This window comes from Sphingobium chungbukense (assembly GCF_001005725.1).
GTDB lineage: Bacteria > Pseudomonadota > Alphaproteobacteria > Sphingomonadales > Sphingomonadaceae > Sphingobium > Sphingobium chungbukense.
On record NZ_LBIC01000001.1, the window covers coordinates 120,596 to 145,326 of the forward strand.

Consider the following 24,731-nt stretch of genomic DNA (forward strand, 5'->3'; position numbering starts at 1 on the left):
ACTGCTATGGGGATTGGCCGGCCTTTGCGCGGCGACAGCATCGGCGGCCGCACTGGCGACATCGCCCGATGGCTTCGCAAGCCAGATGGCAGCCTCCATGGAGCGGATGCACCATGCGATGATGAATGCGCCATCGGGCGACCCGGACCGCGACTTCGCGGCAATGATGATCCCCCATCACCAGGGCGCAATCGAGATGGCGGAAGCGGAACTCAGGTATGGAAAAGACGAACGCCTGCGCCGTCTGGCTCAGGGCATCATCGTCGAGCAGCGGCAGGAGATCGCCGTCATGCAGGACATCCTCGCCGAAAAGACCGGCCCCGCTGCCGGCGCGCATCATCACATGGGAGACGACAAATGAACAAGACGCTGAGCATCGTGTCATGCACCTTGCCGATAGCGGCTGCCCTGGTCGCACTCCCGGCATCTGCGCAGCAGGTCCCCAATGCCCAGCCCGACAGGGCAGTCAGTGCGCAGGACCGCTTCTACACTTCGGACCAGTTTTCCAACACGGTATCGGTCATCGATCCGTCGACGAACACGCTGCTGGGGGTCATCAAGCTCGGCGATCCCACGCCTGCAAATCTCAGCCCGCTTTATCGCGGCCAGCTTCTGGTCCATGGCATGGGCTTCTCGCCTGATCGCCGTACCCTGGCGGTCGTGTCGATCGGGTCCAACTCGGTCAGCTTCATCGATACCGCGACCAATGCCGTGAAGCACACCGCCTATGTCGGGCGCTCCCCGCATGAAGCCTTCTTCCGGCCCGATGGCCGAGAAGCCTGGGTGAGCGTGCGCGGCGAGGATTATATAGCGGTGCTCGACGGGACCACCTTCAAGGAGACGGGCCGTATTGCTGTCCCCAACGGGCCGGGCATGACGATCTTCTCGCCCGATGGGAAATATGGCTACGTCTGTTCCAGCTTCTCGCCAGAAACCGTCGTCATCGACACCAGGTCAAAGCGCATCGTTGGCCGCGTGAAGCAGGACAGCCCCTTCTGCCCCGACATCGCCGCCACGCCTGACGGCAAGCAGGTATGGCTGACGCTCAAGGACGTCGGCAAGGTGATGGTCTTCGACGCCAAGCCGCCCTTCGCCGTGATGAAGACGATCGACACCGGGCCGATCACCAACCACGTCAACATCGCCAGGACAGCTAAAGGCCAGTTCGCCTATGTAACGGTCGGCACGCAGAATATCGTCAAGGTCTTCCGGACCGACACTTTCGAACAAGTCGCCTCGGTGCCGGTCGGCGCGCTGCCGCATGGGCTCTGGCCCTCAGGCGATGGCAGCCGGATCTATGTCGGGCTGGAAAATGACGATGCAGTCGCCGTCATAGATACGGCCACGAACAAGGTCATTGCCACGATCCCGATCGGACAGGGCCCGCAGGGCGTCGCCTATGTGCCCGGCGCCGTGCCTTCGGGGCAAGGCCTCGACAACCTCGTGCCGCTCGCCAAGGCGCAGGGCAAAGTGCAGGTCGTGCTGGAAGGTCAGGGACAGAGCCAGGTGTCGCTGTTCGATCAGGGGCAGGTGCAGATCCTGCAGGCCGCGGTCGCCGGACTGGCGCCCAAGCAGACCTTTACGCTGGGTCTGGCGGCGCGTCAGGATGGTACTGATACAGTCGAGCCGCTGGCCAAGTTCATGACCAATCCGGCAGGCGCGGCGATCGTCAATGCGGTTGGCCCGATCCGGCAGATCGTCAAGGACGCCGCGCCTGCAGAGCGCCGCTTCCTCGTAATCCGTTCCGGCGCGCCGGATGAGGCAGGCGCGGTGGTCCAGCGGCAGAAGCCGTGACGCTTGAAGCGGTCCTTAGCCAGTACGGCCTTGCCGCTCTGTTCCTCGGCGCCGGGATCGAGGGCGAGACGGTGGTCGTGCTGGGCGGCGTGATGGTCCACCGTGGCCTGATCGCGTACCCGGCGGCCATCGCGGCGGCAGCACTCGGGTCCTGTATCGCGGACCAGATCTTCTTTGCCCTCGGCCGCCGGTTCCGCGATCATCGCTATGTTCGGCGCGTCCAGCAGAAGGCCGCGTTCCGCCGCGCCATCGATGTGTTCGAGCAGCGGCCAGTGCTGTTCGTGTTCGGCTTCCGCTTTCTGTATGGCCTGCGCACTGTCAGCCCCATCGCGATCGGCACGACCGCGCTTCCTGCCTCCCGCTTCATGGCTATCAACGCATTGGCGGCCGTGGTCTGGGCGACAGTTTTCGTGACCCTGGGTTACCTGTTCGGTCAGGGCATCGAGGCTGCTTTTGGCCGCGTCCGCGATGTGGGCCATGTTCTGCTGCCCGTACTCGCGGTGCTGCTCCTCGTCGGCCTCGCCGCACACTTCCGGCACCGCAGGCGCGAGGTCACAGCAAAGGACTGACGAGGCGAGCTAGATTTTCGCAGAAGCGGGAAACACGCGGGCGATCACGCCATTCCTCCAGCAAAAGTCGGTCGCTTCGGCGGATGTATCCCCGTTGGACATCCGCGAGAGGTCCGGTGGACGCTTCATCATGCAAGATCAGGCTGATCTCGGCATTCAGCATGAAGGAGCGAACATCGGCATTGCTGGATCCGATGACGGCGATGCGGCCATCGATCGATACGTTCTTCGCGTGCAGCAACCTGTCGCGGTAGAGGTGGAGGCGTACGCCCGCCTCGAGCAGTTCGCTATAATAGGATCGCTGGGCAAGGTTCACGAGCCGCTGGTCCACGACACGCGAAACGACGAGGTCGATCGCGACGCCGCGTGCGACCGCGTTCTTGAGCGCGGTCAGCAGGGCTTCGTCTGGGATCAGATAGGGCGAGACAATGGTGATATTCTCTTGCGCCTCGTGAACGAGTTCGACGAGCAATCGCTCATAGCCGGGCACGCGGTAGTCTGGCCCACTGGGCATCGCCTGCAATTCTGAGGCGCCTGAGGCATCGGGCACGGGCAAGGCCGCGATGGTCTGTTCGGTCTCAAGGAACAAGTCGCTGGCAAAGACCGCATCGAGCGCGCAGACAACCGGGCCTTCAACCCGCGCTACGAGTTCGTCATTTACGATCCCGGGCTTGAAATCGCGGTTCACAATATTCTGCGACCCTACGAAAGCGACCCTGCCATCGATCAGGCACAGCTTGCGGTGATTGCGCAGATCGCTTCGCGCACGGCGAAGCGCCGCGAAGCGAACCGGCAGGACCAGGCGGGCAGTGACGCCTCGGTCCGCCAGCATCGGTAGGCTGCGTTTTGCCCAAGGGCGCGAGCCCAGCGCATCGATCAGGACGCGGACATCGACGCCGCGTGCATGTGCGCGGCCAAGGGCATCTGCGACTTTCTGTCCCGTCCGGTCGTCTGCGAAGATGTAGGTCAGCAGATGCACCCGAACATGGGCTGCATCTATCGCCGTCACCATAGCGTCGATCGTGCCGTCATAGTCCTCAAGCAGATGGAGGGCGTTGCCCCCACAGTTTGGAAAACCGCCCAGCCATTGTGCAAGCACAGCTGTCCGGGAAGGCGCGCTTTTGCTGCTCATCAGCGCTTGCCCGGCACTCTCCCGCTCCGGCGCCGCCCGCCCGAAGCGGTCCCGCCGCCAGGATGGGAACGCGGCCCGGCCGATCAGGCGGTACAGGATGAAGGCGGGCACCGGCAAGAACAGCACGAGAAGCAGCCAACTGCGCGCCGCTTCGGGCGGACGCCGCAGCGGAATGACCACCTCCATGATGAGCCGGATCGCCCATTCGAGCATCAGATAAGCGAGCGTCAGGCTCGGGATGGAGATCATCGCGCGATGCTACCTGTCTCTGCTGCGTCGTGTCGATGCGCCCGTCAGATCACGCCCCCTTCAACCTTAGCGAACCATCAGGAGCGGGATGTCCGCCTTGGCGAGCAGGTGCCGGGTGGTTCCGCCTGCGAACCATTCGATCAGCTGGTTATGCCGATAGGCTCCCGTCACAAGCATATCCGCTCCCGCCAGATGGGCCTCAGTCAGGAGTTGCTGACCAAGGTTTTCGTGCGAGCGCGGCACGACGTGGAGCTGGTGCGCAATCCCTGCATCGTCGAGCAGCGCTTCCAGCTTGAGCGCCGGATCACCTGCATCGCCGATCCGAATAGCGGTGACGTCAGTGGCGCCTTCCAACCAGAGCGTGGCCGCCTCGATGGCGCGCCTTGCCGCATCGGAGTCGCTCAAGCCGGCAGCCACACGCGAAAAGCTCTGACCGGGCTGGGGCTTCCAGGAAACCGGGACGATCAGCACCGGTTTCTGGCTATCGAACAGCGCGGCATGCAGGGCGTCCCCGCCGTCCATGTTTCGCTCGTGGGCGATCACGACCAGCAGGTCGGCATTGTTCGCCTCCTGCGTCACCACGACTTGCTCATCCCCAACGATGGTTCGCCAGGCAACGGGTGGCGCGTCCTGGGCGGCTCCTGCGGTCCATGCCACGAAAGCCGTGTGGCAGGCGGCCGATCGCTCGCTGGCCGTGCCTTCCCAATGTTCGCGCAGACGCTGCATATCGACCTCTTCGCTGGCGGCAACGAGCAGGCCGGGATCGACCACGACATTCAGCGCTTCGATTGTACAGTCCCCCACGCTCTGCGCTGCGAGAACGGCTGCATTGAGGCATGTCGCAGTGCTGTCGGCTCCGACGATGACGGAAAGGATCTTTATGCTTTGCTCTCCTGATGCGGCCTTGCCGGGGCTTCGATCGACCAATGTTCGAGCTGTTTGTAGATGACCACCTTCGTCGACAGCAGGGCGGCATGCCGCTGGCAGAACAGTTCAAGATCGGCGCGGTGGCCGATCAGTTCGACGCACATGGTCAGATAGGGATTGCTCGTTTCCGCGCCCTGATCGAGCACCGGCCCGTGGTTGCTGAAGCCGTAATGGGTATGATGGGCTACGGCGTTCATCAGACCGGCAGCCTTGGCCTGGACGACAAGCTCACGATAGAGCGGGCGTGCTGACCACAGCTTCCATGCCTTGCGCGGCTCTGCCGTATCACGCGGCGCCATGTAGATACGCAGCATGCCGATCTCGCTGGACGTGAGAATAGCCGTGTCAGTCATTTTTACGAAGATCCTGCTTTGTGATCTGAGGGCGCGCGGCGCGAACGCTCCGCAGCGTAATGCCGGGGCTGATGGAAATGCGCGGATGCTTGGGGACGGCAATCTGCTGAGACAGGTAGATGCCGCTGTGGCCTGAGCACAGATAGGCGACGAAACAGGCTACGGCGATGTAGACGGCATGGGTAGCACCGAACAGTTCGATGCCCATGATGGTGCAGGCCAAAGGCGTGTTCGCTGCCCCGGCAAAGACAGCAACGAACCCGAGACCGGCAAAAAGATCGACAGGAGCGCCGAATAGGGTGCCAAGGGCGTGGCCGAGCGCCGCGCCGATGAAGAACAGCGGCGTTACCTCGCCTCCCTTGAAGCCGGTGCCCAGCGTCACGACCGTGAACAGCAGCTTGAGCGCCCAACTCCAGTAGTCAGGCCCCGGCGCGAAAAAGCCGGCGATGGTGGGTGTCGAGGCGTCGGGCGCCCAGACGCCGAGGCCAAGATAGTCGCGCGTACCGAGCAGATAGACCAGAGCGATCACCGCCAGGCCGCCCAGGAAGGGACGCAGCGGCCCGAAGCGGACGTGGCGCTTCACGAAGTCGCCGAAGCCGTGCGACAGTTCGGAGAACAGCAGGCCGACCAGTCCAAACGCCACACCGGCAACGCCCGCCTCGAGCAGAAGCACCGGGTCGACGGCAATCGGTCCGACCGCGCGCTGGAGATAGTCGATATGGTACAATCCGTGGTGGATTCCCCACTGGTGACAGGTCCAGTCGCCGACAATCGCAGCTATCAGTACCGGCACCAGCGCCCGATATTCCACACGGCCGACTGCCAGCACTTCGAGAGCGAAAACGGCGCCTGCCAGCGGTGTGCCGAAAACGGCCCCGAAACCTGCGGCAATACCCGCCATCAGGATGATGCGGGTACTCTCGGCATCAAGCCGAAACATCGTGGCGAAGGCGCTGGCAAGGCTGCCGCCCAGCTGCACAGCCGTCCCTTCGCGCCCGGCCGAGCCGCCGAACAGGTGCGTGACAACGGTGCCGAGGAAGATTAGCGGCGCCATGCGCAAAGGTACGCCGCCGCCCGGTTCATGGACCTGCTCGACGATCAGGTTGTTGCCGCCTTCGACGCTGCGGCCAAACAGATGATAGAGCAGCCCGACCGCGAACCCGCCGACCGGCAGGAGGAACAGCAGCCATGGATGCGCAAAGCGCGTGCGCGTGGCAATATCCAGGCTCCAGAGGAAGGCTGCGCAGAGACTGCCCACCGCCGCCGCCATGGGAACAAGGAGCGCCAGCCAACGCAACACGGACAGAGCATGGTCGTGCCGGTCCCGAACAAAGGTCAGGACGTTCAGGTTCGACAGCAATATTGCGAATTTAGCGCGCACGATTCCTCCTTGTTGCGAAAACGCATCAGGTAGGAATCATCAGCCCGAAGGCGGTTCGGCCGAAGCCCGGCGGAAATCCATCGCCTTGCCGGCGCATATCGTATGGCGAATGCGTTTGGTCAAGCAGCAACGCATGCGGAGGTGGATCTGTACGGCAACTTCATGCCTCTCCTGCGCTGGAAGCTGTCAGTCGCCTTTCGGCCAACCCTGCGCATTCCTGAAACGATTATCAGGGCGTCAGGAATGCCGGGTGTTGGACGAGGATCTGCCATTCCCGGCCGGGCTTATGAACGCAGGGTTTGTCCCAGGCCCGGTCATACACGGACTGACCGCCAATGAGCGCATTGCTGCCTTCCTATCCTCGCCATCCAGCTGCCAAATTCCAACGCATAGCTTCGGCCTTTCCGCTGCTTGCGCATATACGCGTTCGAGATATGCTGTTCCCAGCTCGAAACGGCATGTCGGATGCTGACAAAGTCGGCCTTCAGGTACGGAGGAGCGGACTATCAGGAGCCGCTCCGCCCAGAGGGGGAAACAAACAGAAATACTTAAAATAGAGCAAAAATCTGCTCAAGAAATGCACAATGGTCGTGCAGACGGAGCAGAACGCGGCTTGGCTAGGGTTAACCGGTTCGGTAACGTTGCGCCTTATTCGGGGGCTTTCTTTTGGCTCCCATTCGCGAGCGTTGCAGGCCGCCACTGCGCAGGAGTGGGAGGCCGAGTTGTGCGGACACTAGGGGGACTGCGTGGGAATTACCGAATGGCTCGGTCATGGGCTAATATTTTTCTTTACTCAAGTTCCGCTCATCGGCGATGCGATGGCGGCATTCTTGGCAGTAGTTCTCATTGGGACAGCCTTTGCGATCGCCCATCGCTATAAGCGGGAGCATCACCAGCCCCTAGCTTCCGCAATTGAAGCGCGCGTACGCCTGATCGATGAGGTAACCGGCGGCAGTATGGCGGATGCCGATGCCGCACGGCTCGCCTTTGCACGACGTTTTAATGATATCGATGAGCAGATGATGGATGCGGCTCATCCGGAGGTGCTTCCGCTTCGCCGAACTTGGGAAGAATACCGCGAAACTATTGTCGATCCTGGTGCAGACGTGTTGAAAAATGCGGGGCGCCCCGAACATTTTTTTGTTAATATCGGCGAGCATCATCGCGGACTTAATTGGTTTGCGAATATTTTTATTGCGATCGGTTTGCTCATTACCTTTTTGGGCATCATTGCAGCTCTTTCGACCCTAGATTTCAGCGGCGGGGTTGATGCCATGCAGGAGCGGCTCAACGAGCTGATGAAAGTGGCTGGGGCCAAATTCTGGGCGTCGGTGGGCGGTATCGTCGCTTCAATTGTATTGCGCTCGTACGATTACCGTTTTGGCAAGCGCATCAACGATGGTCTTTCGGCGCTGTGTGATGGGCTGGAGCACGGGATGGCCTATTTGCCCCCTCAGCGCATCGCGGCCGATCAACTCGAGCAGCTTAAGGAGCAGACGCCGGCGCTTCGGACATTTTCCGAACAATTAGCAGCGGCCCTCGACGGCGCGCTTGAAAAGCAGATGGCGCCCATGATCAGCCATCTGGGATCGATTCAACAGGGCATCGACAAGATCACCGGCGGCGGTGGTGACGCTGTCCGGGATGCCATTGTTTCGGGCGCTGGCGCTGAGATGGCGGGCCTGGCCGAAGCAATTGGCGTAATGACCGCCTCGATGGCGACGATGGCAGACCGTTTCGAAAAGCAAACCGGTGAAGCGGATAAACAGATCGAAGAAGCTGTGCGCCGCTTTGGCCAAGCCTCTGAAGAGATGAGGGCGGCCTTCGGTGACCTCAATAAGAATTTCGGCGTCATCGCAGACCGTATGCGCGAAGAAAACGAGCAAACCAGTGCCATGGCCCGCCAGCGCATGGACGAGCTGCTCTCCAATCTGGGTGCCACGTTGGACGAAATGAAAGCAGGCTTGGCCGCAGCGGCAGGCAAAATGGGCGAAGCCTCGGCCGACGCGGCGAACAACGCTGCGCGCATCGGTCAAGAAGCGCTGGAAACCTCGTTCTCGAACTTTGTCGAAAAGTTCAACGCCACTGGCGCGCCGCTCGTAGCGAGCATGAAGGGAGCGGGCGATGCGATCGCCTCGTCGGCCGACAGGCTAGCGAGCGCACAGGGCGCTATAGGCGACCACGCGCGCGCGATAGAGCAAGTCGCTACGCGTTCGAATGATTTGGCTACCGCTTTCGGGACTGTCGCCAATGATGTCGAGGCGGCCAGCGCACCTGTACGCCAGTCAGCGCTTGCAATCGCCGAAGCGGTCAAATCGGTCGAGACGGTAGTATCGAAAAACGCGCAATCGTCGGAAAGCGCACGCGAGGAAATGCGCCAGCTCGCTACTTCGCTCAATCAGACCGCGTCGGCAGCCTCGTCGGCCTGGTCTGAATATCGGGCACGGTTCGAGGAAGTGGACCGTGCGCTTGGCGATGCGATTCAGAAGATTTCTGACGCTGCGGGCAATCATGCCTCGAACCTCAATGAGCGGGTTGGCCAGATCGACAAGGCGCTTGGCGAAGGTGTCGCTCAGCTTGCCGGTGCGCTCGAACCGTTGACGACCTTGCGCGACACGGTTGAGGAGCTCGCCGGAATCCTAGCGAACCAAAGCCGGGAAGCTACTGAATAATGGACGGTGTCGTTCGCCGGAGGCACGCCGACGAAGGTGAAAGCTACTTCATGTCCATGACCGACATGATGGTTGGCTTGCTCCTGATCTTTATCATTCTCTTGGCCTACTTCGCGCTTCAGCTTCAATCGAAAACCGCCGAGCTGACAGGGGCCAACCAGACCCGGGCTGAGATTCTCAACGATCTCCAACAGTCACTCAAGGACAAGGGGCTGCAAGTCGAGATCGACACCAAGACGGGAGTGTTGCGACTGCCCGACGACGTTCTTTTTGACAAAGGCCAGTGGGAACTGACCGATAGGGGCCAGGCCGCGATTAGCAAGGTCGCGAGCGCCATGGTCGAAGTATTGCCGTGCTTTACCACATCGAACCTCTGCAAAGGGGCTCGCTCGTCGCATCTCATCGATGCCGTTTTCGTCGAGGGCCACACTGATTCCGACGCCATGGTGGGCGCAATGAACAACTATGGCCTTTCGGTGCGCAGGGCCGAAACAACTTTCAGCATGTTGCAACGCAATCAGCCAGATTTGCAGGAATTCCGCAACAAGCCCGAAGGTGAGGCCCGATCGGCTCCGATTCTGGGGCTCAGCGGTTACGGTCCCGACCGGCCGATTGCTTCAGGTCACAGCGAAGTGGCCAAGAAACGCAATCGGCGAATCGATTTGCGTTTCCTAATGACTACGCCGAGCACGGGCCTCGATCAGGATATTCTGAGGCAAAAAAAATGAGCTTCTTGCGCACCGCGATCGCACGGATGGAAGCGCTGGCAGGTGCGGGCTTGGCGAAGCCGCCAACGACCCAGCCTGAATTGCAGCGGCAGTTCGCTAAGATCGCAGCAGCGGAAATCGGCGAAACAGAGCCGATCATCCAGCTAAAGCCATTTTTGCGCGAAGCGGCGCACACCGGCGCCAATCAGCTTCCGCGGTATCAGCTTAATCGGGTGCTGCGGGGAGCTTGGTGCGATCCGGAATTTGATGAATTGGGATCCGCTGCCATTGACCGCGTGGTTGGAGAGCCGAGGCGCAGTTCGGACCAGGCCGTAATTGACGGCTATCTGACTTATTTCCCTTATGATCGCCCTATCATGGGCAAACTCGCAAGTGTTGCTTCAAGTGCGGCGCGGCGGCATGACTGGGCGTGGCGCGACAGGGCTAGACGCTGGGATATGTTCGCTCCCCAGCAAGGCCCGTCGAACGTGGCCGTCGATTTTGTGTCATGCGACACGGACGGAATGGCGCAAATCATGAGAGAAACGGGTCTGGGGGTAAACCTTGCTGCCAGCAGGTTTGGGCAAGCGACTTTTGCAAAAACTTGCATCGCGACCGCCGCCTTGTCGCCTAGCCAAGCGCTTGGCGCTCAGCGCAATTTGCTCGCGCTCTTCGACCGCGATGCGCTCGCCGGGCAACTCGAATTGGTCGTGCGTGCGTTGCTGGAACCTTGGGTCAGCGCCAAACCTGACCCACAGCATCGCAAGGCAATCTCGGCCTTTCTCCTGGACCAGGTCGGTGATCCGCGTATTCAGCGCACCCGCTGGGACCGGATCGTGCGCTCGTTATCCGAGGCCATCGGTGAAGCGCGTGCCCGCGAGATTGCCCAAGTCTTCAAGCGCTGGCTCACTGAAGTGGCCATGCGCGAGTTTTTCCGCGCCATAGCCAAGACAACAGACCGCCCGGATCAATGGGCACAGCGTGAAAAATTCTGGATGGCCTATCTCGATGAGGGTCTTGTTACCGACGCTTGGCCGGCATTGGGCATCCGCGCGCGCAATCAGATCGAGCATCTCATCCGCCAAAGCGGTGAACGCCCCGAATTCGGAATTATCCAAGGGGGACCAGCGTCATCTTCGTCGATCATCATGCAAATCGGTGATCTCAGGATTTCAGAGTGGAGCGACAATGGCTCATGCCGGTTTTGGCGAGATGATGATCCTGATGCACCGGCGCTTTACGCAAAAGTCTACGACGGCGGCAAACTGCGGACGACCAGTGGGCGGGCCGATTTCGAATTCGAATCGCATGTGCCGGCAAGCCCTGGTTGGGAAAACAAGTTCGCTGGACTGATCCACCGCCGTGCCGCCATCGCCCACCCCCGCTTCGGCAGGGGACGGACCCGAAACGGGAATTGATCAATTGTGACCACCAAGTTCATCGCGACACAAGCAGCTGACGGCAGCGAAACAATAACACTGCTCCGCGACCTGCCGGGAGGGCTGTTCCGGCGCGCTTCCAGTGAAAATGTGCCGCTATCGGACTGGCTCAAGGCCGCCCCTCAAGCGGGTCAGGCCGCCTTGGCCCTCGCGCGCTCTTTCGACAGCGAAGGACAAATCCGCGAGGAAGCCGATGGCATAGTTCTTCCCGCAAATATTGTCGCGCGGTTGGATGAAGCTGATGCCTTCGCGCTCGGCTTGCCACCGGCTACCGCGCTGACATTGCAGCTCAATTCGAGCGGCTCGCTCGCAGCGGGCTCGATCCAGGTCAACGTCAAGTGGGTTCGCCGCGGAGGCTTACCGGTCCGCCCGGATATAACAGGTGCACGCGTGCGCGAGGGCGGCCGGGTCGGGCGGATTCCCGAGCCGATTTTCTCGGTCTTCGAAGCGGCGCTGGCCGTCAATGCGACGGCCGATCCCGATGAACGCCGGGCCGCATTCGCGCAGCTTCGTGCACAGCTCGGTGACGAATTCGGCAGCGGCATCGAGGCTGACGGTTTTCTCGAGCGCGTACGGATAGCCTATGCGGCCAATTTCTCGCTCAACGCCAAGACCGATCACGGGCGCTTTGACTTTGACCCGGTGCTCTTTTCCAGAAATGCCGCTGAAACCCTGGATGGTGATCTTGTCGATGAAGAGGCGGCATCGCTGCTGACGCCTGAGGATTCTCAGCGCTTTCAACGCAAGTTCAAAGGTCAGGAAGGTGGACGGCGCAGCTATCTTCTTTCGGACGGTACACTCCTTTTCCTTGACCCTATGCTGGGCAAGGCTCTCGATGTGGTACGTTCCAAGCAAGCTAGCTCCTCGCAGGAAAAGCGCGAGTTTTTGCGCTCGCCACAACGTATTTTACGCGAAGAGCTGAAACTAGACGCGGGCGATGATGATGAGGCGGCCGATCGCCTCTTTGTCGAGACACAGCAGTTTTCAGAGCGGGTCAGCGGCATCGAAGTTTGGCAGAAGCCCGTCCTGCCCTGGATCAAGCCGAAGCCGAACAGCTGGCTGCCGGAAGGGTTCGGCCTGCGGATCGGCGATCCGCCAAATGCGCGCCACATCGAATTGGCAGCCGGTGAGGCCGAAAGCCTGGCCGAGACCGTCGAAAAGGCGATTGATGCGGGCAGCGAAACGGTTGCCTGGCGGGGGGAGGACATTCCCGCCACGCCTGCTACGCTTCAGTCGGCGCGCGCCCTGGCCGATCTTGAGAAGCAGGTTGCCGCAAATGTGGGGCATTCATCTGCCGACGAGACCGATCGTGAAGCGCTCGAAACCTATTTCCTCCAGGTCGGCGAGAACTTCGAGCAACTCGACTATGCCCGCCTGCCCCGGTCGCAAGCGGCTTCTGAGCCGTTTACCGTCCCCGGGCTACCGCAAGGCTTGAAGTCGCAGCCCAAGCCCCACCAGCGCGAGGCCTTTGCCTGGCTTACCGAAGCCTGGGAACGCAAGTTGCCGGGCGTTCTCCTCGCCGACGATATGGGGCTCGGCAAGACGTTCCAGGCGCTGATGTTCTTGCTGTGGTTGCAGCGCAAATCGGAGCATCCCAAGCCCGTACTGATCGTTGCCCCGACCGGTCTCTTAAGAAACTGGCAGGCCGAAATTGCACAGCATATCGAACCCGGCCTTTTGGGGCAGGTGGTGGAAGCCTTCGGAGCAAATCTGCGCAACATCCGGCTCGAGCCGGGGAGCGACATCCGCGGCGGAACCTCGCGGCTGGACGTGAGCGAGTGGGAGCGCGCGGGTATTGTCCTCACCACCTACGAGACCATGCGCGACTATCATATGAGCTTTGCGCGCCTTCCCTTTGCGGCCATTGTCTACGACGAGATCCAGAAGCTCAAAAATCCAGCCAGTCAGATGACACGGGCGGCCAAGGCGCTGAACGGGCGCCTTCAGATCGCGATGACGGGCACTCCGGTGGAAAACAGGCTCCAGGACCTCTGGTCGATAGCCGACACCGTTTATCCAGGCTTTCTGGGATCGAGCCGCGAATTTGAGAACAGTTATCCCGCCAGCGATTTGGAGCGGCTCGGGGACCTGCAGCAACGGCTAATCGAGCGTGACGACGAACTGCCTCCCTTCATGCTTAGGCGCATGAAAGACGAAATTCTGACGGGCCTACCGGAAAAGAGTGCACGCAAATACGCCGTCGAGATGCCGCCGGCACAAGCTCAGGCCTACGATCTGGTCCTGGCCCGCGCGCGGGCGCTGCGCGAAAGCGGCGAGCAGGGCGCTATGCTCAAGGTGCTGCATATGCTGCGCGGCACGTCGCTCCATCCCCTCCCGCCGCGCGGCATTACCGATATCGATGCCTACATCGCGCAGTCCGCACGTCTCCAAAAGACGTTCGAAATTCTTGAGGGCGTCAAGCAACGCGGCGAGAAGGCGCTGCTCTTCTGCGAAGACCTCGAAATGCAGGCCTTTCTGGCCATGGCGGTACAAGAACGCTTCGATCTTAGGCGCAGGCCCATGTGTATCAGCGGTTCGGTCGCGGGTCACAAGCGTCAGGAAATGGTGAGCGCTTTCCAGACCTCATCCGCCGCATTCGATGTTCTCATTCTCTCGCCCAAAGCGGGCGGCGTCGGTCTGACGATCACGGCTGCCAACAATGTGATCCACTTGTCACGATGGTGGAACCCGGCGGTCGAAGACCAGGCGACCGACCGCGCCTATCGCATCGGCCAGACGCGCCCGGTGACGATCCACATTCCGATGGCGATCCATCCGGACGAGGCCATCGGCCCTTCAAGCTTTGACCAACGCCTCGATGCGCTGATGGATCGCAAGCGTTCGCTGAGCCGTGGCCTGCTCATGCCGCCGGAAAGCGAGCGCGACGTCGAGGATCTTTTGTCCGATGTGCTCGACGGGCGTCATGCCCAGCCGGAGGCAAGGGAAATCAATGCCGCTGCGTCAAGCACAGACGCAGCGTCTCGGGAAGATCGGCGCAGCGTAAGCGTGCGTGACATCTCTTCGGGCGACGAGACGCCGGATGAAGACGATCTATCGTTCTCGGCGGACGTGGCCTCGTCAGAGGCTCCGATCGCCGAGAAACGCGACAATCCGGAACCTGAAATCCTGGCAAATGAGCCGCAAAGGTCGATGCCCCCCGAGGCTTTGCCGGAAGAACAGACAGTATCTCTTGCCGAAAGTGCAAACGTAGAAAAGCCGGAGGCCGTATCGCGCGAGCCTGCGCGACCCATGAGGCGCCCCATTCTGTCAGCGCGCACCCCGATTGAGGCCGCCGAAGCGCGCACGCCGTTCGTTCAGCGCGTGGTCTTCGAGCAATATGGTCCACGCGACTGGACCATTTTTGAGCAATATGCGCGTAACGCTGCGATTGCGCGGCTCGAAGTCCAGGATCCTTATTGCTGCGCGGACGAACAGGCGCGTAGCCGTCTTATCAATTTCATCAGCCGGTTTGAGCAGCTCTCCTCGCAAATCGACGCTGTCCACATTGTGACCTTTGACGCGGATTCGGTTCAAACCCGGGATCCAGAAAGCACCCATGAGCAGCGAAAGGATCTCGAAGAGCGCTGGCAGCGTATTATGGCTTCAGTGCCCTTGCACCTTGTCCAGAAGTCGCGGCGATCGGGCGGCGACCTGCACGACCGCTTTGTCAAAGCCCGGCTTGAGAACGGCGATAGCGTGATTTGGGATCTGGGGCGCGGGATCGATGGCGTCATGAACGCGCGCTGGTCGTGCGTGGTCAACGCCTTTCATGAGCGTCCGGCGGCGGCGTCATCTCGAGTGCACTAGATGTGGCTAAGCTTCATAATTAATTAGAAAGTAATGATTAGTGGTGGTGGGGGACATGGGGGTGTCGCGCGAGCATCCTGGAGACGACGAGGCGCCGGGTGGATAGCTCAACACTAAAAGAACGTGATTTTAAGGCCGAGATCGCAGCAGCGCGCAGAAATCCCGAGCAGCTGCGCAAGATCGCTGACGAAATTCACACCCTTGGTGGTCCCCGCATCTTGATGATCCGGGCGATACAATTGGCACGAGAGGCCGCCAGCGGGCTGCACCCGCTCGGGAGGATAGGCGCGGAGCTCGCCTTGCCGCGCCCGGCCGATTTACCGCTGTATCGCTATAAACTGGCGGCGGGCACGTTCGAGCGGATCGCGCAGAAGCTATCATCGAGCCTGGCGTCGGATATGCTCCGGCCCTTGCTTGCTCCGGCCTTCGTTCTTTGGGCTGCGGATTGGTTTCGGCGATCCTACCAAGGCGGCATGCAGCGCTGGTCGGACATTGAAGCCGTGCTTGGCGTGCAGCTTCCTCAATCCGAATGGCGCGCGCTTGCCGACCGCGGCTTTCACGCCTGGGGAATCGCGCCGCTTGTTACCACATACGGCAACCAGCGATTGGCAAATCTCGCGCGTCACGGCGGATTTCCGGCGGCGGCCATCGCCAGCGGCGCGAGCTGGCCGCGCCGGTTTCTTGAAAGGACTGTGGGCGAGCTCCTGGGCGCCGATCAACCGGACATCGGGACTGCCGTCACCATTTGCGAACGCAACGATTATCTTCTCCCGTCAATTTGGCGCAGCCAGGAAATGCATGCGATTTGCGGCGAACTCGCGCTCAAGATCGTCGAATTGCGTGCTTTTGCCGACAAGGAAGCGCCGGCCGATGGCCGCCCCTATTCGGCCAGGCTGGACCAAGCCTACGAAGACTGGCGCGATGAATTACCGATGACACTCGACAGCGCTGCGACAGGCCTCATCGATACCCTTCTCGAGGCCCGCAAGCTGACCGGCACGGGCAGTATCCGGATCGGCCGATTGATGCGCCAGATCGACGGTGACTGGCGTGAGTGTCTCGACTTTCACCTCGACGGTCGCTGGGATGACAAGGATCGCATATTGTCGCCTGGCGAACATATTCGCGTGTTTCTTCAACCCACGGGGGCACTGGCCGACCGGGCTTCGGGCCGGCTGGCCTATCTCGAGCACGAAGCTGGCAACAGCTGGATCGCCCGGGCCATGCGCAGCGAAGCGGCGATCGAATTTCCGCTGGATCTACCCGTTACCGCTGAATTTCATGCGCGCGGCGAAAGACTGTGCAGAAGCTTCATGGTCCCAGGCGGCAAGCCGGTCACCAATGGCTTGCGCGTGTTCGAACAGCGAGCCGGAGACAGCGAACAAGCGACATTTGCGCTTATCGGCCAGGGTTCGGGCGGCTATCGTGCTGAACTGGTGTTTATCGACGTGCCGCACGACTGGTCGATCCGAGGAAAGGACACGGCGACTGAGATCGAAGCTGAGGACTTTGCCTTTGCCCTTGGCCGCCGCCTCTACCGATGCGCGGGCCAGATTGTCGCCGAGACGGCGCACGGCGACAGGTTCCTCATTCGAACCGGTCAAAGTGCGGACCGCAAGGATAAGCTTTCGATCATCGCCACGGCGCTTGCCGGCGTGCAGGCAAGCGATGGGGAGCGGCTGTTCAAGCACCCCTTCCACGCCGAAGTGGAAGATGGGATGTCGCGCCGCGTCGCCACTCGCGGCGAAGTTCGCTGGCGCCTTTCTGGCGAACGGTCTTGGCGCGATGACCTGGCCGCAGCCGGCCCCGGTCCTTGTGAATTTGCCTGGCTCGATAGCACAACGCACCATGTTCGCGACCGCTTGACCGCCATAGTGCTCCCTGCCGATTTTGCGGTAAGCCAACGTACCCATGGATCGCAAGCCGAGATCGTGTTGGACGGATGGGCCAGCACAGCCACACTCGGCGGTGAGCCGCGTTCGCAGGAACACAGCTGGACAGTTCGGATCAATCCCCCCAAAAGGGCGCTACTGCCTCTGCGGCTGACGCCGGGCACAGGCCCAGCCTTTGAGCTCCAGGTTCCGCTCCGGTCGAAAGAATGGTTGACCACCTGGAACGGCGAGCTCCTCAGGCGTGATACCATTCTGGGGCTTGCCGACCTTCGCGACACCGTGGCCCGAGTGCCCGCTACCGCGATCCTCATGGGCGAGGTCGTGGGGCACGGCGGAGCCGCGCTGGAAGCTCACTGGACAATTGATGGCGAACTCGGCTTGTCAGCCTTGCGGACCGATGTCGCCGCGCTCATGCGGCCCCTTGGCATCGATGCCAAGGTTCGGCTCGATTTCCATAATGGCAGCAACGATCATTGGTATGTGACCGAGTTCGGGAACACGCTGGAATGGGAGCCCGGTGGGGGGCTTCGTCCAAAGACCGCAATCCTTGGTGAAGATGCGCGGGTCTGCGGCCGGTTCTTGGGCGCGCCCGAGAAAGAAGCCGACTTTGGTTCCTATACAGGCTTGCTCAGTGGCCTGGGCGGCCAATTGCTTCAGCTTCCGCGTTTGCGCGGACCATGGCTCGTCTATCTGCGCGATGGAGCTCGCGTCCTCACGCGCCCTAAATTTATCGCAGGCGACCTGGTACACGATGCTCCGCAGCACAGGCTCGGGCGCGCTATGGCGCAGCCGCTCGAACTGGCGCGGGAGGATCTCCAGATTTTGGTCGATGAGATTGCGCGCGATCCCGCAACGGACGAGGCAAACAAGACCATACAGGCCGTCATGAAGCTGGCCTTGTCACTGAACGGCCTGCCCCCCCAGACGTTCGAGATCTTCGGAAAACTGGAGTCTGCGGGCGCCCTTGCGCCACTGCTGCTTTACCGCTGCGAAGAGCAATATCTGTCTCCAATTCTCGAAGTGTTCGACGGTCTTTGCTCAAGCTGGACCCTTTTGCCATGCAGCTCTTGGGAGACAGCCTTTCAAGCCCAGGGACTTTATCTCGTGTCCCGGCTTGATGATCCCCAATGGGCACTGACACGAATTACCGACCGGCAAAACGAAATTGCGGCGCGAGCCCCCGTTTTGGCACCGCTGCTGTGCCGCGGCTATGCGCCGGAAGGCTGGAACGACATTCGCAGCCACTTTACCAGCCATACCAGCGAAAGCATCAGCATGGATGCGGGCGGCTTCAATCCATTCCGCCCCGCATTCAGCGACCTGCTGCCCAGAGAAAGTTTCATCGAGTCCCTTATGCGGGTTTTCGATGCCCCGTTCGCGGCTGCTCTGGCGGCCAAGGGCCGAATTACGCTCGACAAGGAACAGGTCCTCACGGTGAAGGACGTCGAACGCCGTCACCCCACATATTTTGCCAAAGCCTATGGCTACGGCCTCTCGGAGCTCTAGAATGTCCGCTAACGATCCATCCCAGCCTGCCCACTTGTCGCCGATGGCTGTCCACCGGCGCCTGCAAGCAGGGCTCGCTGAGGCAGTCGTATCGCGTGCGGGCATCCGCCACGAGGGGCTCAACGCCTTTCTTCGGCAAAGTCTTGCTGGCACAGATCCGGCGAAGGGAGCGCTCGTGTCCGAGCAGCTTTTCCAGGCGGCGCCCGGCTATGTCTCCTCTGGCAAGAGCCCCAATCAGCTCAGCGCACTGCTTCATCCCCAGACGATCGAAGCGATCACCCAGACGCCCGACGCCGCGTTGCGGTTTGATTATCCGGCCTATGCGCATCAGCTCAAAACCTGGGAGCTGCTGAGCGAGATAGACCCGCAATCGGTGCTGGTCTCGAGTGGCACCGGTTCGGGCAAGACCGAGTGCTTCCTCGTGCCCATGCTTGATGATCTAGTGCGAGCGTCGGAGGCCGAAGGCCAGCTCACCGGCGTGCGCGCACTCATGCTCTATCCTCTGAACGCGCTGATCGCGAGCCAGGAGAAGCGCCTGACCGCATGGACCAAGCCGCTCAGGGGCGACGTACGCTTTGCGCTTTACAACGGTCTTATGGGAACGGCGCGCAAGTCGAGCCGCGATAAGGCCGAACACGAAATCCCGCACCAGGTTCTCTACCGCGAAACCCTGCGCGCCAATCCGCCCCCCATTCTCGTCACCAACCAGACTATGCTCGAATATATGACGATCCGGCGCGAGGATCGCCCAATACTCGATGCATCGCGCGGCAAGCTGCGCTGGATAGTTATCGACGAAGCCCATAGCTATATTGGTTCTGCTGCAGCCGAGCTTTCACTCCTGCTTCGGCGCGTGATGAATGCCTTCGATGTGACGCCCGATCAGGTCCGGTTTGTGGCGACCTCGGCCACCATTGGATCGGCAGATGATGCAGAGGCTGTTGCCTCACTGCAGCGGTTCCTCTCCGATATCGCTGGCGTGCCGCTTGAGCGTACGCATGTCGTTATTGGCAAGCCGCAGCCGGTCGATCTTTCCAAAGTCCTGACCGCATCGGATGATCCTGCGGCAAGGCAGGTGGCCGAGCTGCTCGAAAAAGAACCGCAAACCATCTCGGCGCTGTCTTCTGTCACGACCGCAGCCGAAAAGATCGTGCTCGCTCTCTCTGCGCACAATGCAAATGAGGCGAAGCCGGTTCTGCCAATGCGCGCCCATAGCTTCACCCGCGCGATCCCGGGCCTGTGGACCTGTATCAATCCGGGCTGCAGCGGTGAGGTAAAGCCCGCAGGCTGGCCGATCGGCTCCCTCCTGTTCGAGCAACGGGACAGCTGCCCGCATTGCCACTCTCTGGTGTATGAGGTTCAGAGCTGTGCGGATTGTGGCGAGCCATACCTGCCCGCCGACGATATGGGCGACAGGCTCCTGCCGCGCCGGAGCGCACAAGATACCGACGAGTTCCGCGAAAACAGCTACCGGGATCAGGACCATGACGACGCCGATAGCGACGGGGAAGAGCAGCAAGCGGAGCCTATCGGGCATCCGCGCCTGATCGCGATTAACCCGCAAACCAGTTCGACGCTGGTCGGGTTCGACGTGGCGAGCGGCGAATTCTTGGATGGCACCGGTCACTTCCATCTTACCCAGCTGAATGAGGGCCGTTGTCCGGCCTGCCTCGGCAACAAGCGTCAGGGCCGCCCGGCCATGCTGCCCTTCCGCTTCGGCACTCCGTTCCTGACCCAAAAAGCCGCGCCGATCTTGCTCGAAGGCGTGTCTCCGCATCAGGCAGACCACGCTTTGCCTTTTGACGGCCGCCAGCTGATCAGCTTTTCCGACAGCCGGCAGGGAACGGCGCGCTTTGCTGCCAATATCGAGACCAATGGCGAACGCGGCTTTGTGCGCGGCTTCATCTACCACGCCGTGCAGAAAGCAGCGCAGCGGACCGCATTGTCAGAAGAGGCGCGGGAGGATCTGCTCAAAAAGCGCGCAAAGCTCGCGAGCTTTGTTGAGGAAATGCCATCGTTCAGGGATGACATCGCGAAGATCGACGCCGAGCTCAACGGCGCGGGTGGTTCCGGCATTCCTTGGAAGGACCTGGTATCCGCGCTGGCGTCCGAGCCGACGATCGGCATGATGGCCAAAGTCTGGGACCTCGATCGCAGCGAGCGCTTTCATGACAACCGCGAAGCACTGGCCCGCTTCATGCTGCTGCGCGAAATGGCCCGTAGACCGCGCAACGCGAACGCCATGGAAACGTTGGGTCTGGCGCGTCTGCGGTTCCCCGACATCGAAAGAATCGGCAAGGACAAGCTGCCTGAGATCGTCGCTGCCAAAGGCTATGGAATCGAAGACTGGCGCGACTTTCTCTATTTCCTGATTGACTACCTGCGGGGCCAGTTCGCGGTAGACATTGACGACGGGGATGCGCGTTGGATGCCAGGAAGGGCACGGCCGAGAAGCATCATTGGACCTGATCAGCCGCCTGGCGCGAAGCGCGATCTCGTATGGCCGTCGGTCAACACAAAGGGCCGGCAGACCGATTCCGTTCTCCTTCTGGCCACAGCGCTGACCCTTGAGCTATCCTCGGCGAAGGATCGGCACGATATCAACGAGCTCCTTCGCACGGCATGGCACCATCTGACGCCACTGCTTGCGGGCGTAGGCGGCACGTTCAGTCTGCGTCTGGAAAAGGCCGCCGAGATCGAAGCTGTGACGAAGGCCTGGCAATGTCCGCTGACGCGCCGGGTGCTGCCGCGCCTCGTGTTTGGCAGATCCCCCAATCTTGTCAGTTCCGGCATCGGTCGGTTCGACGGCAAGATGGTGACAGAGGTCGAGTTTCCGAAATTACCGCAGTCCCGGCCGCTGAGTTCGCAAGCCAAGCAACAGCTAACCGCATGGTTGGCGGAGAATGAAGCGGTCACGACACTTCGCGGCGCGCATCTCTGGACCGACATTCACGACCAAGCTGCGCTCGCGACGCCCTATTTGCGCGCCGAAGAACATAGCGCGCAGCAGCCTCCGCATCGCCTGCGAGATTTCGAGGAGCAATTCAAACAGGGCGATATCAATCTCCTTGCCTGCTCGACGACGATGGAGATGGGCGTCGATATCGGCTCGATTGAGGCGGTCTTGATGACCAACGTCCCGCCCTCGATTGCCAACTACAATCAGCGCGCCGGTCGAGCGGGTCGACGGGGCCAAGGATTCTCGACGAGCCTAACCATCGCGCGCAACGCCCCGCTTGATCTCGAGACGTTCGCAGATCCTGCCAGCTATCTTGCCCGCAAGCTCGCCTCTCCGCGCGTGTCGCTGGATTCCGACCGCATCGCTCAGCGGCACGCGAACGCCTATCTGCTCGCGCAATGGTTCCGCGAGGTAGACGGCGAGTTCGCCCGGACCAAGACGGGCGATTTCTTCGGCTGCAGAGCCGACCTTCAATCGTTCGAAGGACTGCCGCCGGTGGACGCCTTCTGCGAATGGATTCGCCTGCCGACGACGGCTGCAAGTACCGACGCTGGCCTCAAACGCCTGCTGAAGAGCACTGGTCTCGAATTTGATACTGAGATCCGTGAGCATACGGCCGTGATGTTCGAACAGGAGACGGCGAACTTCCAGCGAACATGGCAGCGCCTGAAACTCGATGCCGACGCGCTCGAGGGCCCAGCGAAGAAAGCGACAGAGTTCCAGGCACGGCGCCTCTGCAAGGAATTTCTGCTCAAGGAGCTGGCCAACCGCTCGCTGATCCCGGGAAGTGGGTTTCCAACATCCGTCGTTCCTTTCGATACCCTGTGCGCCGAAACGCAAAAGGCGCAGGAGCGCCATCGCTCGGAGGAGGAGGGGACGCGGGATCGCCGCTATGAATGTCCGACCCGCAATGCCGACATAGCGATCCGTGAATATGCCCCAGGTGCAGAGGTTGTCGTCGATGGGCTGGTCTGGAAGTCGGCGGGCGTAACGCTCAATTGGCTCAGCCCTATTGATAGCGGCCAGCGAGAGCCACAGAATTTGCGCTGGGCCTGGTGGTGCGAACAATGCGGCGGGGCCGGCTCCGATCACCAAATGCCGGACTGTTGTGACCATTGCGGCGATCCAAACGTCAAGACGGAGCAATTCCTCGAACCAGCCGGTTTCAGGGTCGACTGGAACGCGCAGCCCCATGCCGACACCGATCAGGCTGTCTACATTGAGCCCAAGTCGCCAAAGGTCAGTGTCGGAGATGCTCTGTGGCAGCCTCTGCTGCAGCCCGAGAGCGGTCGCATCCGCGCATCGCACGATGGGTATATTTACCACCATTCACGCGGGCCGAACGACAAAGGCTACGAGATTTGCCTTGAGTGCGGACGAGCCGGGGAAGCCGGCACCGACGCGCTCAAGGATCACTGGCCGCTGACGCCACGGGACAAGAAATTGATCGATCGCTGCCCGGGCAACGATCAGGGATACGCGATTACGCGCGCCCTGGCCTTGGGACACGAGGTTCTGACCGATGTCGTCGAAGTCCAGTTACTAGGGCTCGCAAGCGACGGCGCGGCATGGGCGCTTGGGGCCGCACTGCGCGAAAGTCTTGCGCGCTGGCTCGGTATTGAGCCGCGCGAACTCGGCATTTCCGTAACCGCGAGGGACGGCCAATTGGGCCGAAAGTCGCCTTCGATCTACCTGTTCGACGAGGCATCGGGCGGCGCCGGCTACGCACCGAGACTGCTCGACGACATTCATCATGTGTTTGATCGGGCTTCTTATGTCCTCGATTGCCCCAAGGAATGTGAAATGGGGTGCTCGGCCTGTGTGCTGGCGCCAGATCTCTACAAGCAACAAGGCCGTCTGGACCGGCGGGCGGCGTTGAGTTCTGTTCGTGCGTTCCTCGAGAAGAATTCCGACCTGCCCGAGGAGGATCGGGCGGTTGTGGACGCCAAGGCTATCAGCGATGCCGCAAACACAATTCTGCTGCGTGCTCGCAGCGGGGATAGCGTAACGGCATTCCTACCGGAGGCCTTTGACCTTGCCGAATTGTCCTCGATCAAGATGCGGTCGTTCTTCTCGTCTGCCTCAGCCCGGGGCGTGCCGGTGACGCTCGTCCTGTCCGGCAAGTCGTTCAAGAACTTGGCAGAGGTAGAACGCCGGTTCTTGCGCGACGCGGCCGTGCGCAACGACTTCCAACTGGGGCTGGGCCAGTCAGAAAGCGGCCCCTTTGGAAATTGCCGGATAGCGGAACTGATCTCCTTGGGCGGAGCCACAGCCTTCTTTTCACGCGATGCGAATGCCCTGCAGCCCGGTGAACGATGGGGCGTTGGCGAAACCCATGCTGTCGTTGCGGGCAGCATCAATCCGCCAACGCCATTTGTCTTGATCGCTGCCGATGACCTTGAGCGCCAGGTTGCTTCTGGTGACAAGGTCGAGGTGATGCTTGGATTTGGCCAATGTCCGGTGGGCCAGTTCGGCAAGCGATTTGGTGCAAAACTGAAGCAGCATATGGAAGCAGCTGGCATCTGGCGACCAGGGCAGCTGCTCAGAATTTCCTATTCTGACCGCTATCTCAATGCGCCGCTTCCGATGCTTCTTTTCCTGCGGACCTGCGAGGCGCTTGCGGCAGAGCTGAAGGGTGGCGAGACAGTCGAAGTCGACGTCGTGGTGCAGCCGTTGAAAAGGGACCGAGTGCCCTATCGGATTTTCAACGACTGGGATCATGAGGGCGACCGGGAGGATGTGGCCCAGGTCCTTGGCGAAAGGCTTGGTCTCGATGTCGCTCTCGAGGTGACTGATAGCGCCATTCACGGGCGAAAGCTTGAGTTTGAGTACGGAGACGGAAGCAGGGCGCTCGTCTTGTTAGATCAGGGTTTTGGATATTGGCGCATCGTCGGTAACCCGCCCAGGCACGATTTCCGCGCAGCGCCGGCAACCCAGGCTGGTGACTTGTTCCGATCGACTGCTGCGGTGTCCGGGACTGGCGAAAGCTACTTCGCCGTGGCCAAGCGATGATTCAGGAGCTTTCCCCTGCGCGAGTGACGGCTGCCCCTGCATTGGCGGATCATCTGTATATACAGAAGCCGCGGGCGCTGCTGCGGTATCAGTGGCGGCAACAGGCAGTAGGGAGTGTAGGTGGTCGGACGACAGCTACGACGGGGCACCAATCAATTGACGATTCCCCGACTGGCATCTTCCAGCGAGTCTGATCGACCTGGATGTTCAACCGATCTCAAGCATATCGCCCGAGCCTCTGGGCGCGCCTGCTTCTGGGGCGGAACTGGAAGCTGGTGCTGGATCGATCGCGCCGAGATCGGTTGCGGATCGGCGAGGATAACATTTCCTGC

13 protein-coding genes and 1 riboswitch are annotated in these 24,731 nt (G+C 61.1%); of the genes, 9 read left to right on the forward strand and 4 right to left on the reverse strand.

The features are described from left to right. Window positions 1–97 precede the first annotated feature (97 nt). The 3 genes from copM to YP76_RS00640 are packed head-to-tail and all read left to right on the forward strand — an operon-like array spanning window position 98 to window position 2,363. Window positions 98–361: a CopM family metallochaperone gene (gene copM / locus YP76_RS00630; RefSeq protein ID WP_232307410.1), complete on the forward strand. Its 264-nt coding sequence runs from the start codon at window positions 98–100 to the stop codon at window positions 359–361. Then, on the forward strand, window positions 358–1,794 hold the full coding sequence (locus YP76_RS00635) for a YVTN family beta-propeller repeat protein (protein WP_008830656.1): 1,437 nt from the start codon (window positions 358–360) through the stop codon (window positions 1,792–1,794). The genes copM and YP76_RS00635 overlap by 4 nt, the downstream gene beginning before the upstream one ends. After that, window positions 1,791–2,363 carry a DedA family protein gene (locus tag YP76_RS00640; protein ID WP_008830657.1) on the forward strand — a complete coding sequence of 191 codons (573 nt, stop codon included), beginning with the start codon at window positions 1,791–1,793 and terminating at the stop codon, window positions 2,361–2,363. Before YP76_RS00635 ends, YP76_RS00640 begins: the two co-directional genes overlap by 4 nt. Here YP76_RS00640 and YP76_RS00645 read toward each other — a convergent pair. The 4 genes from YP76_RS00645 to YP76_RS00660 all read right to left on the reverse strand — a co-directional run bounded on the left by YP76_RS00645 (window position 2,347) and on the right by YP76_RS00660 (window position 6,405). Next, window positions 2,347–3,744, reverse strand: coding sequence for a phospholipase D-like domain-containing protein (locus YP76_RS00645; RefSeq protein ID WP_046761701.1), 1,398 nt, complete (start codon window positions 3,742–3,744; stop codon window positions 2,347–2,349). The genes YP76_RS00640 and YP76_RS00645 overlap by 17 nt on opposite strands. A 66-nt stretch (window positions 3,745–3,810) precedes the next feature. Further along, the gene (locus tag YP76_RS00650; protein WP_046761702.1) at window positions 3,811–4,548 is read right to left on the reverse strand and encodes a universal stress protein; all 738 of its coding nucleotides are present in this window, start codon (window positions 4,546–4,548) and stop codon (window positions 3,811–3,813) included. 74 nt (window positions 4,549–4,622) lie between these two features. Further along, on the reverse strand, window positions 4,623–5,024 hold the full coding sequence (locus tag YP76_RS00655) for a DUF190 domain-containing protein (RefSeq protein ID WP_008830660.1): 402 nt from the start codon (window positions 5,022–5,024) through the stop codon (window positions 4,623–4,625). Further along, the gene (locus YP76_RS00660) at window positions 5,017–6,405 is read right to left on the reverse strand and encodes a voltage-gated chloride channel family protein (RefSeq protein ID WP_010339505.1); all 1,389 of its coding nucleotides are present in this window, start codon (window positions 6,403–6,405) and stop codon (window positions 5,017–5,019) included. Before YP76_RS00660 ends, YP76_RS00655 begins: the two co-directional genes overlap by 8 nt. A gap of 23 nt (window positions 6,406–6,428) precedes the next feature. After that, a riboswitch (Fluoride riboswitch) is annotated at window positions 6,429–6,499 on the reverse strand. A 652-nt stretch (window positions 6,500–7,151) separates the two neighbouring features. Between YP76_RS00660 and zorA the strand changes: the two genes are divergently transcribed. From zorA to YP76_RS00690, 6 genes are all read left to right on the forward strand, one after another. Then, entirely contained in the window at window positions 7,152–9,077 is a 1,926-nt protein-coding gene (gene zorA, locus YP76_RS00665) for an anti-phage ZorAB system protein ZorA (RefSeq protein ID WP_046761703.1), read from the forward strand. Next, a complete protein-coding gene (locus YP76_RS00670) occupies window positions 9,077–9,805 on the forward strand; it encodes an OmpA/MotB family protein (RefSeq protein WP_046761704.1) in 729 nt (242 codons plus the stop codon). Before zorA ends, YP76_RS00670 begins: the two co-directional genes overlap by 1 nt. Further along, on the forward strand, window positions 9,802–11,202 hold the full coding sequence (locus YP76_RS00675) for an EH signature domain-containing protein (protein ID WP_198147402.1): 1,401 nt from the start codon (window positions 9,802–9,804) through the stop codon (window positions 11,200–11,202). The genes YP76_RS00670 and YP76_RS00675 overlap by 4 nt, the downstream gene beginning before the upstream one ends. A gap of 3 nt (window positions 11,203–11,205) precedes the next feature. Next, the gene (locus YP76_RS00680; protein ID WP_046761705.1) at window positions 11,206–15,030 is read left to right on the forward strand and encodes a DEAD/DEAH box helicase; all 3,825 of its coding nucleotides are present in this window, start codon (window positions 11,206–11,208) and stop codon (window positions 15,028–15,030) included. 98 nt (window positions 15,031–15,128) lie between these two features. Next, window positions 15,129–18,428: an STY4851/ECs_5259 family protein gene (locus YP76_RS00685; RefSeq protein WP_046761706.1), complete on the forward strand. Its 3,300-nt coding sequence runs from the start codon at window positions 15,129–15,131 to the stop codon at window positions 18,426–18,428. 1 nt (window position 18,429) lies between these two features. Next, window positions 18,430–24,399 carry a DEAD/DEAH box helicase gene (locus tag YP76_RS00690; RefSeq protein ID WP_046761707.1) on the forward strand — a complete coding sequence of 1,990 codons (5,970 nt, stop codon included), beginning with the start codon at window positions 18,430–18,432 and terminating at the stop codon, window positions 24,397–24,399. Window positions 24,400–24,731 lie beyond the last annotated feature (332 nt).